Genomic DNA, 13,430 nt, shown 5'->3' on the forward strand with positions numbered 1-13,430 from the left:
GGTGGTCCGGGGACGCCGTGAGGGCGCCTCGAGATGACGTAAGGAGCCGTTGCAATGACGCAGCTTTCGGCTGCCCAGACGAAGTCCTCCGACGGCAGCAAGGCGCTGTACGGAGGCAAGGGCACACGCCGTATCACCGTCCGCGACATCGCCGCCGCCAAGGAGCGCGGCGAGAAGTGGCCCATGCTCACCGCCTACGACGCGATGACGGCGTCCGTCTTCGACGAGGCCGGCATCCCCGTGATGCTCGTCGGCGACTCGGCGGGCAACTGTCACCTCGGGTACGAGACGACCGTACCCGTCACCCTGGACGAGATGACCATGCTGTCGGCGGCGGTCGTCCGGGGCACCCAGCGCGCCCTGATCGTCGGTGACCTGCCCTTCGGTTCGTACCAGGAGGGCCCCGTCCAGGCACTGCGCAGCGCGACCCGGCTGGTCAAGGAGGCCGGGGTCGGGGCCGTGAAGCTGGAGGGCGGCGAGCGCTCGCACCGGCAGATCGAGCTGCTGGTGGAGTCCGGCATCCCGGTCATGGCCCACATCGGGCTCACCCCGCAGTCCGTGAACGCCATGGGCTACCGCGTCCAGGGCCGTGGTGAGGAGGCGGCGGCGCAGCTGCTGCGGGACGCCAAGGCGGTGCAGGACGCGGGGGCGTTCGCGGTCGTGCTGGAGCTGGTGCCGGCGGAGCTGGCGGCCGAGGTGACGCGCGTGCTGCACATCCCGACGGTCGGGATCGGCGCCGGACCGGAGACGGACGCGCAGGTACTGGTGTGGACGGACATGCTGGGGCTGACCGGTGGGCGGGTCCCGAAGTTCGTGAAGCGGTACGCCGATCTGCGCGCGGTCATGAGCGGTGCGGCGAAGGCGTTCGCGGAGGACGTCGTCGGCGGCACGTTCCCCCAGGAGGAGCACAGCGTTCACTGAGCCATCTCCGCACAGGGCAGCCCGCCGATCTTCCCCCGTCGGCGGGCTGCCGCGTTTTTCCCGCCCCCGCTCCCCCGTGCCCGTCCCGGCCGCCGCCGGACGGCGTCCGTGGGCGACCTGTCGACGCCGGCGGACCGGTGTCGGCGGTCTGTAGGCCATCTGTCGGTGGGCGCTGGCAGCGTTCCCGGCATGACACGCATCGACAACAACCCCGGTGGCGCGGGAAGCGCCGTGACCGTGCGGGGGCTGGCCAAGCACTACGGGGAGACCAAGGCGCTGGACGGCGTCGACCTGGACGTGCGGGAGGGCACCGTCATGGGGGTGCTCGGGCCGAACGGCGCCGGCAAGACCACCCTCGTGCGGATCCTGTCCACCCTCCTGTCCCCCGACGCCGGCCGGGCGACCGTCGCCGGCTACGACGTCGTACGGCAGCCCCGGCAGCTGCGCAGGGTGATCGGGCTGACGGGCCAGTACGCCTCCGTGGACGAGAAGCTCCCCGGCTGGGAGAACCTGTACCTCATCGGGCGGCTGCTCGACCTGTCCCGCAAGGACGCCCGGGCCCGCGCCGACGAACTGCTGGAGCGGTTCTCGCTGACGGAGGCGGCCCGGCGGCCCGCGGGGACGTACTCCGGCGGTATGCGGCGGCGGCTGGACCTGGCCGCGTCGATGATCGGGCGGCCGGCCGTGCTGTACCTGGACGAGCCGACCACCGGCCTCGACCCGCGCACCCGCAACGAGGTGTGGGACGAGGTCGATGCGATGGTCGGGGACGGAGTGACGGTGCTGCTGACCACCCAGTACATGGAGGAGGCCGAGCAGCTCGCCTCCGAACTGACCGTCGTCGACCGGGGCAAGGTCATCGCCACCGGCGGCATCGAGGAGCTGAAGGCCCGGGTGGGCGGCCGGACCCTGCGCGTGCGGCCCGCCGATCCGGGGCACCTGCGGCCGCTGGCCCGGGCGCTGGACGAACTCGGCATCACCGGGCTCGCCACCACCGTCGTGGACGCCGAGCGCGACTCGGTGCTGGTGCCGGTGCTGAGCGACGAGCAGCTGACCGCCGTGCTCGGCGCGGTCACCGCGCGCGGCATCACGCTCTCCTCCGTCACCACCGAACTGCCCAGCCTGGACGAGGTGTTCCTGTCCCTCACCGGCCACCGCGCCAGTGCCCCGCAGGACGCCGTGCCCGCCGACGCCCACGAGGAGGTCGCCGTATGAGCGCCACCACCACCGCCACCGCTGCGGACGCCGACGTCCGTATCCCGCTGCGCGGCCATCTGCGCCACACCGGGGCCCTGATCCGCCGCAACCTGCTGTGGATCAAGCAGGACCCGGAGTCGATGTTCGACGCGCTGCTGATGCCGGTCGTCTTCACCCTGCTGTTCGTGTACGTCTTCGGCGGCTCGATCGGGCAGGCCCTGGGCGGCGGGCAGGACGGGTACGTGCAGTACGTGATCCCGGGCATGATCGCGATGATGAGCATGACGCTGTCGCAGGGTGTCGGGACCGGATTCAGCCAGGACTTCAACTCCGGTGTCATGGACCGTTTCCGGTCCCTGCCGATCGGGCGCGGCTCGGTGCTGTTCGCGAAGATCTCGGTCGAACTGCTGCGGATGCTGTTCGCGACGACCGTGCTGATGATCGTCGCCGTCCTGGTCGGTTTCGACATCGACCACTGGCTCGGTCTGTTCGCGGCCGTGGCCCTGTCCACGGCGTTCGCCTCGTCGATCATGTGGGTGTTCCTCACCCTGGGCGTGGTCCTGAAGAACGCGCAGTCCGTTCAGGCGATGGGCTTCCTGGTGCTGTTCCCGCTGCAGTTCGGCTCGTCGATCTTCGCTCCGACGGCGTCGATGCCGGGCTGGCTCCAGGCGTTCACCGACTACAACCCGCTGTCCACGCTCGCGGACGCGGCCCGCGGGCTGATGGTGGGCGGCCCGGTCGCCCACGACCTGTGGGTGACGCTCGCCTGGTCGGTGGCCGTCACGGCGGTGATGGCGCCGGTCGCGATCCACAAGTTCCGTACGAAGAGCTGAGGCCGTGCCTCACACCAGGGCGGCGGCCTCCTCGTAGGAGAGGCCGCCGCCCTCGGCGTACGCGGCCGTGTACGCCTCCTCGCCGAGCACGGCCCGGGTGCGGGTGACGGCCAGCTCCCGTGTCTCACGCTCCAGGCGCGGCGACACATGGCGGGGCGGCAGCAGGGCGTCGGCGGCGCCGAGGCAGCGGGCGGCCGCCTCGGCCCGGGTGCCGCCACCGGCACCGGCGAGGGCGGTGGCGGCGACGGTCAGGTAGAGGGAGCGCATCTGCGGGGCCATGGCCGTGGTCAGCGGGTCGTCGGCCCGTTCCAGGGCCTTGCGGACCGTCACCAGGGCTTCCTCGTACCGTTCGTCGACCACGTCCAGCCAGGCCTCCGCGCCGAGGATGAAGACGATGAAGTGGGGGATGCCGAACTCCTCGCGCATCAGCCGCAGGTGTTCCCGCGCCTCGGCGCTGCGGCCGGTGGTGGAGAGCCAGCCGAAGAGGAAGAGCCGGGCGGCGGGTATGGCCTCGTTGACCGTGCCGTCGCTGCGTTCGATCACCTCACGCAGGATGCGCTCGCCGCGCTCCCCGTCGCCCGCCTCCAGCAGCGCGCTGCCCAGCCGGGCGCCGAGGACCGCCGACTGGGCGCGCGCCCCGAGCGTTTCGGCGTGGGTCATGGCCTCCTCGTAGTCGGCCGCGGCCTCGCGGTGGGCGCCCAGCCGTTCGTGGGCCTCGGCGCGTGCGGAGAGGGCCTCGGCGGTGCCCCAGGCGTCTCCCATGCGCCGGTAGATCTCCAGGGCCTCGTCGGCGTCACGGGCGGCGTCACCGGCCCAGGCGGAACGGTTGGCCAGGAGGTTGGCGCGCAGGTGCAGGGAGGCGGCGAGCTCCCACTCGTAGCCCGGGGTCTCGCGGCAGGTGCGGACGTTGGCGTCGAGGATGGTGCGGATGCGGTCCATGTCGCCGGTGAGCATCACGGCGTAGAACCAGAGCATGCCGGGGACCCGGCAGGTCTGCGGGAGGCCAGGCTCGTAGGTCTCGGTGATGACGCGCAGCTTGGCCTGGGCCGCCGGGTTCTGCCAGGCGTCCATCTCGGTGTCCATGCAGGCGAGATGCGCCAGGTGGACGCCGCGCCGGGCCTCGGCGAGGACCTCGCCGGTCATCGGCGGCGGGGCGTCCGTGCAGGGCTTCCACACCGGGGCGGCGGGGCGCACGGGGTCGGCGAAGGGGTCGGGGCCGAGGGCCATGACCTCGCTGCACCAGGTGCGGGCCTCCAGGCGCAGGTCGCGCATCGTCCAGTACCAGACGAGGGAGAGGACGAGGCTGAGCGACTCCTGCTCGTCGCGTGCGGCGACGGCCCTGCTCAGCGCGGTGCGCAGGTTCTCGTACTCGAGCTGGAACCGGTCGATGGCGGTGCGCTGTTCGCGGCCGCGCAGCAACGGCTCGGTGGTGCGGGCGAGTTCGCGGTAGTACCTCAGGTGCGCGCGCTCGGCCGCGGGGCGGCCGCCGGACTCGTCGAGGCGTTCGCCCGCGTACTCGGCGACCGTCTCCAGGAGCCGGTAGCGCATCGCGCCGTCGGGGGCGGGGGCGGCCACGACCAGGGACTTGTCGACGAGGGAGCCGAGCGCGTCGAGGGCGGCCGGGCCGCACACGGCCTCGGCGGCGACGAGGTCGCAGCCGCGGGCGAAGACCGACAGCCGGCCGAGGACCTCGCACTCGTCCTCGTCGAGCAGGTCCCAGGACCAGTCGACGACGGCGCGCAGGGTCTGCTGGCGGGGCAGGACGGTACGGCTGCCGGAGGTGAGGAGGCGGAAGCGGTCGTCGAGCCGGTCCGCGATCTGGCGGGGCGTCAGCATGCGCAGGCGGGCGGCGGCCAGCTCGATGGCGAGGGGCAGGCCGTCCAGGCGGCGGCAGATCTCGGCGCAGGCCTCGGGGTCGTCGTCGACGCGGAAGCCGGGCCGGGCGGCGGCGCCCCGGTCGGCGAGCAGCCGCAGCGCGACCGGCTCCGGCAGCGGGTCCACCGGGCGCAGCACCTCGCCGGGCACGCCGAGCGGCTCGCGGCTGGTGGCGAGGACCGTCAGGCCGGGGCAGCGCCTCAGCAACTCCTCGGCGAGACGGGCGGCGGCCTCGACGACGTGCTCGCAGTTGTCGAGGACGATCAGCATGCGGCGCCGCGCGCAGTGCTCGACGAGGCGTTCCACCGGGTCGTCGTGGCGCTCACCGGCGGCCCGCATCTCCTCGGCGCCGGCGCCGTAGAGGACGGTCTCGCGGGCTCCCACGGCGGTGACGACGGCCTGCGGTACGGCGTCCGGGTCGGCGACGGGCGCCAGCTCGACCAGCCACACGCCGTCCCGGGCGGTGTCCCGTGCGGCCTCGGCGGCCTCCTGCGACAACCGCGTCTTGCCCGACCCCCCGGGTCCGGACAACGTCACGAGACGAGCGCCCGCGAGATCACCCCGGATGGCCTCGATGTCCGCCTCCCGCCCGACGAAGGAGGTGAGCCGGGCACGGAGGTTGCCCGGGGGCGAGGTGGAGCCGAGCGGGGCGGGGAGGGGGTCTGCCGGGGCGGGTGCGGAGGTGGCCGAAGGGTGCGCGGGGGTGCCGGAAGCGGGCGCGGAGGCGGCCGGTAAGGGAGCGGGACCGTCGGCGAAGGCGCCCCGAAAGGGGGCAGCGCCCGAGGTGTGGGCTGAGCCCGGAGGCGGCGTGGCCGAAGCCCCGGCCGAGCCGCCCCCGAGCGCGGCGGAAGCGGCGAGGCCCTCCGGGACCTCCCGCCCGTGCACCGGAACCGGCTGCCCGGGGGCCGGAGCCGCCCGGCCCCGCCCGCGAACAGGCTCTCCCGGCCCGGATGCCGGCTCGCCCCGCCCCGGGAGCGGTCGGCCCCGCCCCGGCAGCGGCAGTTCCGTCGGCGTCAGCAAGTCGGTGTGCAGGGCGCGGAGTTCGGGGCCGGGGTCCGAGCCCAGTCGGTCGGCCAGGAGGCGGCGTACGTCCTCGTAGGCGGCGAGGGCCTCGGCGGTGCGGCCGGCGTCGCGCAGGGCCCGCAGCCGGAGCGCCTGGAGGGGCTCGTCCAGGGGGTGGGTGCCGCACAGGGCGGTCAGCTCGGGCAGTGCCTGCTCGGCGTGGCCGAGGGCGAGGGCGGCGGTGTGGCGGGCTCGCAGGGCGTCGAGGCGGCGGGCCTCCCTGCGGGCCGCCTCGGCGGTGCGGTCGGGCAGGTCGGCGAGGGCCGGCCCGTGCCAGAGCGCGAGGGCGTCGTCGAGGAGGTCGGCCGCCTTGGCGGGGTCGCCGTCGGCGAGGGCGCGCAGTCCGTCGCCGGTCAGCCGCTCGAAGCGGTGCAGGTCGACGGCGTCGGGCGCGGCGGTGAGCCGGTAACCGCCCGCCTCCGAGGCCACCGCCTGGGCGCCGAGGGCCCGGCGCAGCCGTCCGACGAGCGCCTGCAGCGCGCCCGGCGCGTCGGCGGGCGGATCCCCGGTCCACACCTCCTGCACGAGCAGCCCCGCGGGCACGGTCCGCCCGGCCCGCAGGGCCAGCACGGTCAGCAGCGCGCGCAACCGCGCCCCGCCGACGGCGACGGGGGTGCCGTCGGAGCGGAGTGCCTGGGTGGTGCCGAGGATGAGGTAGCGCACGGGGTCCATTGTCTCCGGTGGGCCCGGGGCCGGTCACGGGGTTCCCCCGGTGCGGCGGAGCGGCTCGGCCGCGGCCCGCGCCCAGGAACCGACGACCGGTCATGAGACGTTCTGCCCGTACGACCGGTACGGTCGGGCAGTTCCACGCCCGCACTCAGCTCAGGGAGCCCCATGACGACCGCCCTCACCCGCCGCAGTGACCGGCGGATCAGCCCCGTCTTCGTCGGGATCCTGGCCGTCACGGCGGTCACGGGGTGGGCGACCTGGACGGGCTTCGCCGCGCAGCCCGGTGTGGCGGTGTTCCTGTTCGTGACGGCGGCGTGGATCGTGTCGCTGTGCCTGCACGAGTACGCGCACGCGCGCACCGCCCTGCACAGCGGGGACATCTCGGTCGGCGCCAAGGGGTACCTGACGCTCAACCCGCTCAACTACACCCACGCGCTGCTCAGCATCGTGCTGCCGGTGCTCTTCGTGATCATGGGCGGAATCGGTCTGCCCGGCGGTGCCGTGTTCATCGAGCGCGGCCGGATCCGGGGGCGCTGGCGGCACAGTCTGATCTCGGCGGCCGGCCCGCTGACGAACGTGCTGTTCGCCGCCGTGTGCACGGCGCCCTTCTGGCTGGACGCGCTGGACGGCGTGCCCGCCGACTTCCGGTACGCGCTCGCCTTCCTGGCCCTGCTCCAGGTCACGGCGGCGATCCTGAACTTCCTGCCGGTGCCCGGCCTGGACGGCTACGGGGTGCTCGAGCCCTGGCTGCCGTACGGCGTGAAGCGGCAGGTCGAGCCGTTCGCGCCGTTCGGGCTGCTGTTCGTGTTCGCCCTGCTGTGGGTGCCCGCCGTCAACGGCGCCTTCTTCGACGTGGTCGACGCGGCGCTGCGCGGCCTCGGCATCGGGGACTTCGAGACCTACTGCGGTCAGGCGCTGTACCGCTTCTGGGACGGCACGCCGGAGATCTGCTCGGTCAGCCCGTGAGGGACCTGCGGGCCTTCTCGCGCTTGAGGTAGTACCAGGTCATGTTGGACGACAGGCCCGCCAGCAGCACCCAGACGACGCCCAGCCAGCTGCCCCGGGTGAAGGACACGACCGCGGCGGCGACGGCGAGCAGGCAGACGACGAGGGTGTAGAGGGCGAGGCGGGGCATGGGAGGCGTTCTCCTGTCGGGGGACACTGCTGGCGCGTCCAGTGTCCCCCATGCGGGACGGCGGCTCACACGTCGGTGACGCGCAGCCCCGCGTGTGCCTTGTAGCGGCGGTTCACCGAGATCAGGTTCGCGACCAGCGACTCCACCTGGTGGGCGTTGCGCAGCCGCCCGGCGAAGATGCCGCGCATGCCGGGGATGCGGCCGGCCAGGGCCTGCACGATCTCGACGTCGGCCCGCTCCTCGCCGAGGACCATGACGTCCGTGTCGATCTCGTCGATCTCCGGGTCCTGCAGCAGCACGGCCGACAGGTGGTGGAAGGCGGCGGTGACCCGCGAGTCCGGCAGCAGGGCGGCGGCCTGCTCGGCGGCGCTGCCCTCCTGCGGCTTCAGCGCGTAGGCGCCCTTCTTGTCGAAGCCGAGCGGGTTGACGCAGTCGACGACGAGCTTGCCGGCGAGGTCCCCGCGCAGGGACTCCAGGGTCGCGCCGTGGCCGTCCCACGGTACGGCGACGATCACGATGTCGCTGCGGCGTGCGGTCTCGGCGTTGTCGGCGCCCTCGACACCGTGGCCGAGTTCCTCGGCGGCGGCCCGGGCGCGGTCGGCGGCCCGCGAACCGATGATCACCTTCTGGCCGGCCTTGGCGAGCCGGTACGCGAGGCCCTTGCCCTGCGGCCCGGTCCCGCCGAGAACGCCGACGACGAGCCCGGAGACGTCGGGAAGGTCCCACGGGTCCTTGGCGGGGGCCTTCGCGGGGGCGGTCTGTGCGCTGTCGCTAGAGGTCATGGGCCGACTTTACGTGCGCGTCGCCGCGTCGCCCGGGCGGGGTGACGGCCGTCACGTTCCCCGGGTCGGGCGAATCGGCGGCGAACGCCGGGCCGGGGCCGGACCGGTGCGGCAGGATGCGGTCGCATGGACGCCGTACGGGTCGCGCTGCTGCGTGAGGTGCTCGCCGGGACGCAGTGGCTGGGGGCCACGCGCAGGTTCGCGACGGTGCTGCGGGGGTCCGTGGTGTCGCACGGGGGCGGGCTGCTGCTGGTCGGCACGGCGGAGTACGAGCCCTGGCATCTGGCGGCCCACCTGGTGGACGAGGCCGCGTGGTCCGGCACGCCGGAGCTGGCCCCCACGCTCGTACGGCATCACGCGCGCCCCTCCGATCCGGCGCACCTCGCGGTCGGCCTGGGGCGGATCGAGGCCGCCCGGCGGGGCGAGACCCTGCTGGTGGTGTCCCCGCAGGGGGACGCTCCGCTGCTGGAGCGGGTGTCGGACGCGCGGCGGGCCGGGGTGACCGTGCTGGCCCTCGGTCCCGGTGAGCCGGAGCTGACGGCGCTGGCGCACGAGACGCTGGCCGTGCCGGACGGCTCCGAGCTGGACCTGGACACCGTGCAGCACCTGGTGAGCGCGGCGGCGGGCGAGCACACGGTGCCGTCACCGAAGGGACGCCGTCGTTTCCGTGACCGGCTGTCGAGACTGGCGGAGTCGCTGACGGCCCCACCACCGGCCCCCTGGTGACCGCCCCCGGAACACCGCGTCCGAGGCGGCCCCGGCCTCCGGCCGGTCCCGGCCTCCGCCCCGCCGCCGTCGCACGGCCGGTGCGGCAGCCGTACCGCCGCCGGTGCGCAGCCGCACTCCCGCCAGTTCGCCGGCGTACCACCGGTGCGCAGCCGCACCGCCGCCGCGGCGAACGTACCGGTGGCCGCGGCGGTCAGTCGTCGTCCGTGGTGCCCGCTGCGGGGGCGTCGTGCCAGCGGGGGTCGTTCTCCCACTGGAGGTTGCGCTCGCGGGCGGTCGCCATCGCCTGCTCGGCCTCGCCTCGGGTCGCGTACGGGCCGAAGCGGTCCTTGGCCGGGCACTCGGGCCCCTCCTCGACCTTCCTGTGCTCCAGGCAGTAGTACCACTCGCCCGGCTTGCCGACGGTCCGTTTCTTGAACAGGGCCATGACCAGCTCCTCTCGCCATCGACATGTTCCCCCATGCCCGCTGGTTAGACTCGCTGGCATGTCTGGCCAGTCGCTGCTCGTCCCCGGGGAGTTGTCCCCCACCCGTTCCGTGCCCGGAAACATCCGTCGTCCCGAGTACGTCGGCAAGCCCGCGCCGACCCCGTACACCGGGCCGGAGGTGCAGACGCCCGAGACGATCGAGGCGATGCGCGTCGCCGGCCGGATCGCCGCGCGGGCGATGGCGGAGGCCGCGAAGCTGATCGCGCCGGGCGTCACGACCGACGAGCTGGACAGGGTGGCGCACGAGTACATGTGCGACCACGGCGCCTACCCCTCGACGCTCGGTTACCGCGGCTTCCCCAAGTCGCTGTGCACGTCGGTCAACGAGGTGATCTGCCACGGCATCCCGGACACGACGGTCCTGCGGGACGGCGACATCGTCAACCTCGACGTGACCGCGTACATCGGCGGGGTGCACGGCGACAACAACGCGACGTACCTGGTCGGGGAGGTCGACGAGGAGAGCCGGCTGCTGGTGGAGCGGACCCGCGAGTCCCTGCACCGGGCGATCAAGGCGGTGAAGCCGGGCCGGCAGGTCAACGTGATCGGACGGGTCATCGAGTCGTACGCGAAGCGGTTCGGGTACGGGGTGGTGCGGGACTTCACCGGCCACGGGATCAACTCGTCGTTCCACTCCGGGCTGGTCATCCCGCACTACGACAGCCCGCACGCGACGACCGTGATGCGGCCGGGGATGACCTTCACGATCGAGCCCATGCTGACGCTGGGGACGCACGAGTACGACATGTGGGACGACGGCTGGACGGTCGTGACGAAGGACCGGAAGCGGACGGCCCAGTTCGAGCACACGCTGGTGGTGACGGAGACGGGCGCGGAGATCCTCACCCTGCCGTAGTCCGCGCTGTCCCGGTGACGAAAGGCCCGCCCTCCTCGGAGGGCGGGCCTTTCGTCACCGGGACGGGTTTTCCCGACGGCCCGTCGGGAAAGTTACCGACAGAGGGTCGGCAAGACGTTGACTTAGGTAAGCCTAACCATAGAAAATCTGCCGCATGGACTCCTTCTCGACAGTCATCCGCACCGCGTCCCACGAGCAGCACGTGGAGGCCGAGACCTCGACGTTCATGAGCGATCTGCTCGGCGGCCGGCTCGGCGTCGACGCGTACGCGCGCTACACCGAGCAGCTGTGGTTCGTGTACGAGGCGCTGGAGGCCGGGGCCGGGCGGCTGGCGTCGGATCCGGTGGCCGGGCCGTTCGTCCAGCCGGAGCTGTTCCGGCTGCCGGCGCTGGAGCGGGACCTGGCCCATCTGCGCGGACCCGACTGGCGGGCGGGGCTGTCCGCCCTGCCGGCGACGCGGGCGTACGCGGAACGGGTGCGTGAGTGCGCCGAGCGGTGGCCGGGCGGGTACATCGCCCACCACTACACCCGTTACCTGGGCGATCTCTCCGGCGGGCAGATCATCCGCGACAGGGCGGAGCGGACCTGGGGTTTCGAGAGGAAGGGCGACGGCGTCCGGTTCTACGTGTTCGAGGGGATCACCAACCCGGCCGCGTTCAAGCGCGGTTACCGGGAGCTGCTGGACGCGGTGCGGGCGGACGACCTGGAGAAGCAGCGGATCGTGGCCGAGTGCAAGCGGGCGTTCGCCCTGAACACGGCGGTGTTCCGGGCGCTGGGCGAGGAGTTCCCGCTGTCGGCGTGACGCAGGAGGGGGCGGACCGGGGCCGCCCCCTCCCCCACGGACAGACCGGGCACGCCCCCTCCCACACGGAGGGGACGGGCCCAAGGCCGTCTCAGCCGTAGGAGCGCTCGTCGTTGTCGTCGTGGTGACCGCTCCCGCCGCCGTGGTGGCGGTTCACACCGTCGTGGTGGCGGTTCACGCCGTCGCGGAAGGAGAAGAAGCCGTCCTCGCAGTGGGCTCCGCCCCAGACGATGTCGCTGGAGGACGTGTCGATCGCGCCGAAGTACGGGCTGCAGACGGCGTCCTTGCCACCGTCACCGCCGTCGTAGTGGCGGTGCCCGTCATGAGCGGTGGCGCTCGCGGCGGCGGCGGCGGTCAGGGCGACACCCAGGGCGGCAGCGGCCAGGGCAGATCGAATGCGCATGATGCTCCTTACGCGGTGACTGAGTGGTCACGCCAGTGGTAACCGTTCGCCGCCGCGCGCACACGCGGGACCACTCGTACGGAGGCGTGCACGACCCCGGACGTCCGCCGGTCAGCGCTCCAGGTAGACCCGCCCGCCGATCTCCACCCAGCCGTACGGCTGGGGAGCCGTCAGAATCTGCGACCCCGTGCCCTGGGTGATGTTCAGGGCCCGGCCGAGCCGGTCCGTGAGGAGCAGGGCCGCCGCGCCCGTCGCCTCGTCCTCCTCGATGCCGTCGTCGCGCCCGGGGAACCCGCGGGCGCGGACCCGTCCGGCCGGCTCGTCCTCCCAGGCCCAGGCGTAGATCCACTCGCCGGGCGGCGGCACGGGCAGGTCGTCGACCTCGGCGGCGGTGGCGTACTGGCGCAGGGTGCGCGGCGGGGCCCACTCCGCGCGCGCCTCGATCCAGCTGAACTCGCCGTCCAGGCGCGCGCCCACGAGCCCGGCGGGGGTGACGAGTTCGGGTACGTCGAGCAGCCAGGCGGCGCCGACGCAGGGATGACCGGCGAAGGGCAGGCGCAGGGTGGGGGTGTAGATGTCGATGATCCCGCGCTCGGGGTCGTCGACGAACACGGTCTCGCTGAAGCCGAGTTTCGCCGCGAGTTCCTGCCGGTCGCTCCGCTCGGGCAGCAGGGAGCCGTCCCGTACGACACCCAGTTCGTTGCCGTATCCGCCGTTGGGCGCGCAGAAGACGCGGAGCACGTCGTAATCAGTCACGCGGGCATTGAAACATCGCGCGGGCCGCGAGGTCGTCCCAGGCGGGGGCTCCGCCGGGGAGGGGCCAGGTGGCGGTGCCGGCCGCGTCGTACGGCAGGCACGACAGGACGTCGGCGTAGCCGCGTTCCAGGGCGGCCCGGTGAGGGACGAGGTCCGGGTCCCCGGGGCGGCCGGCCGGCCGTCGCATCGCCCGCTCGTGCGCCTCGGTGATCTCGGCCGCGGTCCGGCGCCACGTCCCTTCGTCGGCGACCCGTGTCAGCTCCACGCACGCCGGCTCCGCCCCTTCCGCCAGCGCCGCCACCGCCCGGTCGTGGCCGTCCAGGATCAGCCAGCCGTCAAGGAAGGACACCCACCACAGGAGAACGGGGGCGAGGGTGCCTTCGCGGGCCTGTCTGCGGTAGGCCTTCACGCGCGGGGCGTCGGGCGGGGAGAGCGGGCGCAGGGGCAGGACGCCGTGCCAGCCGCCGCCGCAGTACAGCTCCAGGCGTCCGGACGGCCACTCGGTGACGAAGTCCTCGGTCCAGACGCCGGGGGAGAACCTCGCGCGCGCGATGACGCGCCAACGGCCGTCGTGCAGCGGGCTGTCCGGGGACCGCTCGAGCCATGTCGCGTACTGGTGAGGCCAGTTCGTGGACGACCTGGTCCACGCGGCGCGGATCGGCGGCAGGGGTGAGCGGTGGCCGGGCATGCGGTGCAGATGGAGGTCGCGGCAGCAGCCCTCGCCCGTCGACCGGCCGAGCAGCAGCGGGCGTCCGAACTGGCCCAGGAGCAGCCGGCCGCGGTCGTCCGTCCGCTCGAAGCGCAGTGCGGGCGGGCCGGGGCGGCCGGTGACGGCCAGCACCAGTGCGCCTCCCGGCAGTTGCTCTCGCGTCCCGTTCCCCACCGGCCCAGTGTCCCGCCTCCGGCGCGGCAACCGCTAGCGAGTA

General features: G+C 73.6%; 14 protein-coding genes. 7 read left to right on the plus strand and 7 right to left on the minus strand.

The genetic code is table 11. From position 1 onward, the window contains the following. Positions 1–54: 54 nt before the first annotated feature. From panB to ACIBBD_RS01210, 3 genes are all read left to right on the plus strand, one after another. On the plus strand, positions 55–921 hold the full coding sequence (panB, locus tag ACIBBD_RS01200) for a 3-methyl-2-oxobutanoate hydroxymethyltransferase (protein WP_399417153.1): 867 nt from the start codon (positions 55–57) through the stop codon (positions 919–921). A gap of 189 nt (positions 922–1,110) precedes the next feature. Further along, entirely contained in the window at positions 1,111–2,136 is a 1,026-nt protein-coding gene (locus tag ACIBBD_RS01205; protein ID WP_399417154.1) for an ATP-binding cassette domain-containing protein, read from the plus strand. Beyond that, the gene (locus ACIBBD_RS01210) at positions 2,133–2,951 is read left to right on the plus strand and encodes an ABC transporter permease (RefSeq protein WP_399417155.1); all 819 of its coding nucleotides are present in this window, start codon (positions 2,133–2,135) and stop codon (positions 2,949–2,951) included. Before ACIBBD_RS01205 ends, ACIBBD_RS01210 begins: the two co-directional genes overlap by 4 nt. 9 nt (positions 2,952–2,960) lie before the next feature. Here ACIBBD_RS01210 and ACIBBD_RS01215 read toward each other — a convergent pair whose 3' ends face one another. Then, the gene (locus ACIBBD_RS01215) at positions 2,961–6,560 is read right to left on the minus strand and encodes an AfsR/SARP family transcriptional regulator (RefSeq protein WP_399417156.1); all 3,600 of its coding nucleotides are present in this window, start codon (positions 6,558–6,560) and stop codon (positions 2,961–2,963) included. 162 nt (positions 6,561–6,722) lie between these two features. Between ACIBBD_RS01215 and ACIBBD_RS01220 the strand changes: the two genes are divergently transcribed. Continuing rightward, positions 6,723–7,523: a site-2 protease family protein gene (locus ACIBBD_RS01220; RefSeq protein ID WP_399417157.1), complete on the plus strand. Its 801-nt coding sequence runs from the start codon at positions 6,723–6,725 to the stop codon at positions 7,521–7,523. Here ACIBBD_RS01220 and ACIBBD_RS01225 read toward each other — a convergent pair. After that, a complete protein-coding gene (locus ACIBBD_RS01225; protein WP_399417158.1) occupies positions 7,513–7,692 on the minus strand; it encodes a hypothetical protein in 180 nt (59 codons plus the stop codon). The genes ACIBBD_RS01220 and ACIBBD_RS01225 overlap by 11 nt on opposite strands. A 65-nt stretch (positions 7,693–7,757) precedes the next feature. Then, a complete protein-coding gene (gene npdG / locus ACIBBD_RS01230; protein WP_399417159.1) occupies positions 7,758–8,474 on the minus strand; it encodes an NADPH-dependent F420 reductase in 717 nt (238 codons plus the stop codon). 126 nt (positions 8,475–8,600) lie between these two features. Here npdG and ACIBBD_RS01235 point away from each other — a divergent pair, with 126 nt between their 5' ends. Then, a complete protein-coding gene (locus ACIBBD_RS01235; protein ID WP_399417160.1) occupies positions 8,601–9,200 on the plus strand; it encodes a hypothetical protein in 600 nt (199 codons plus the stop codon). Positions 9,201–9,393: 193 nt separating this feature from the next. Here the strand turns inward: ACIBBD_RS01235 and ACIBBD_RS01240 are convergent, their stop codons facing one another. After that, complete coding sequence (locus ACIBBD_RS01240) at positions 9,394–9,627, minus strand: hypothetical protein (protein ID WP_399417161.1); 234 nt, start codon at positions 9,625–9,627, stop codon at positions 9,394–9,396. A gap of 58 nt (positions 9,628–9,685) precedes the next feature. Here ACIBBD_RS01240 and map point away from each other — a divergent pair, with 58 nt between their 5' ends. Together map and ACIBBD_RS01250 are read left to right on the plus strand one after the other, a co-directional pair. Then, complete coding sequence (map, locus tag ACIBBD_RS01245; protein ID WP_399417163.1) at positions 9,686–10,543, plus strand: type I methionyl aminopeptidase; 858 nt, start codon at positions 9,686–9,688, stop codon at positions 10,541–10,543. A 154-nt stretch (positions 10,544–10,697) separates the two neighbouring features. Then, on the plus strand, positions 10,698–11,345 hold the full coding sequence (locus tag ACIBBD_RS01250) for a heme oxygenase (biliverdin-producing) (protein ID WP_399417164.1): 648 nt from the start codon (positions 10,698–10,700) through the stop codon (positions 11,343–11,345). Between the two features lie 91 nt (positions 11,346–11,436). On the opposite strand, the gene ACIBBD_RS01255 is transcribed toward ACIBBD_RS01250, so the two are convergent. The 3 genes from ACIBBD_RS01255 to ACIBBD_RS01265 all read right to left on the minus strand — a co-directional run bounded on the left by ACIBBD_RS01255 (position 11,437) and on the right by ACIBBD_RS01265 (position 13,387). Continuing rightward, positions 11,437–11,748: a hypothetical protein gene (locus ACIBBD_RS01255; protein ID WP_399417165.1), complete on the minus strand. Its 312-nt coding sequence runs from the start codon at positions 11,746–11,748 to the stop codon at positions 11,437–11,439. Between the two features lie 111 nt (positions 11,749–11,859). Then, a complete protein-coding gene (locus ACIBBD_RS01260) occupies positions 11,860–12,504 on the minus strand; it encodes a PhzF family phenazine biosynthesis protein (RefSeq protein ID WP_399417167.1) in 645 nt (214 codons plus the stop codon). Continuing rightward, complete coding sequence (locus ACIBBD_RS01265; RefSeq protein WP_399417168.1) at positions 12,497–13,387, minus strand: hypothetical protein; 891 nt, start codon at positions 13,385–13,387, stop codon at positions 12,497–12,499. The genes ACIBBD_RS01260 and ACIBBD_RS01265 overlap by 8 nt, the downstream gene beginning before the upstream one ends. Positions 13,388–13,430 lie beyond the last annotated feature (43 nt).

Origin of the sequence: Streptomyces sp. NPDC051315, assembly GCF_044455165.1 — a bacterium.
In the GTDB taxonomy this organism is placed as follows: domain Bacteria; phylum Actinomycetota; class Actinomycetes; order Streptomycetales; family Streptomycetaceae; genus Streptomyces.

What these genes read in the sequence shown, in the direction of transcription:
- panB (WP_399417153.1), top strand. Translation starts at nt 55, where the DNA reads ATGACGCAGCTTTCGGCTGCCCAGACGAAGTCCTCCGACGGCAGCAAG.
- ACIBBD_RS01205 (WP_399417154.1), top strand. Translation starts at nt 1,111, where the DNA reads ATGACACGCATCGACAACAACCCCGGTGGCGCGGGAAGCGCCGTGACC.
- ACIBBD_RS01210 (WP_399417155.1), top strand. Translation starts at nt 2,133, where the DNA reads ATGAGCGCCACCACCACCGCCACCGCTGCGGACGCCGACGTCCGTATC.
- ACIBBD_RS01215 (WP_399417156.1), bottom strand. Translation starts at nt 6,560, where the DNA reads ATGGACCCCGTGCGCTACCTCATCCTCGGCACCACCCAGGCACTCCGC.
- ACIBBD_RS01220 (WP_399417157.1), top strand. Translation starts at nt 6,723, where the DNA reads ATGACGACCGCCCTCACCCGCCGCAGTGACCGGCGGATCAGCCCCGTC.
- ACIBBD_RS01225 (WP_399417158.1), bottom strand. Translation starts at nt 7,692, where the DNA reads ATGCCCCGCCTCGCCCTCTACACCCTCGTCGTCTGCCTGCTCGCCGTC.
- npdG (WP_399417159.1), bottom strand. Translation starts at nt 8,474, where the DNA reads ATGACCTCTAGCGACAGCGCACAGACCGCCCCCGCGAAGGCCCCCGCC.
- ACIBBD_RS01235 (WP_399417160.1), top strand. Translation starts at nt 8,601, where the DNA reads ATGGACGCCGTACGGGTCGCGCTGCTGCGTGAGGTGCTCGCCGGGACG.
- ACIBBD_RS01240 (WP_399417161.1), bottom strand. Translation starts at nt 9,627, where the DNA reads ATGGCCCTGTTCAAGAAACGGACCGTCGGCAAGCCGGGCGAGTGGTAC.
- map (WP_399417163.1), top strand. Translation starts at nt 9,686, where the DNA reads ATGTCTGGCCAGTCGCTGCTCGTCCCCGGGGAGTTGTCCCCCACCCGT.
- ACIBBD_RS01250 (WP_399417164.1), top strand. Translation starts at nt 10,698, where the DNA reads ATGGACTCCTTCTCGACAGTCATCCGCACCGCGTCCCACGAGCAGCAC.
- ACIBBD_RS01255 (WP_399417165.1), bottom strand. Translation starts at nt 11,748, where the DNA reads ATGCGCATTCGATCTGCCCTGGCCGCTGCCGCCCTGGGTGTCGCCCTG.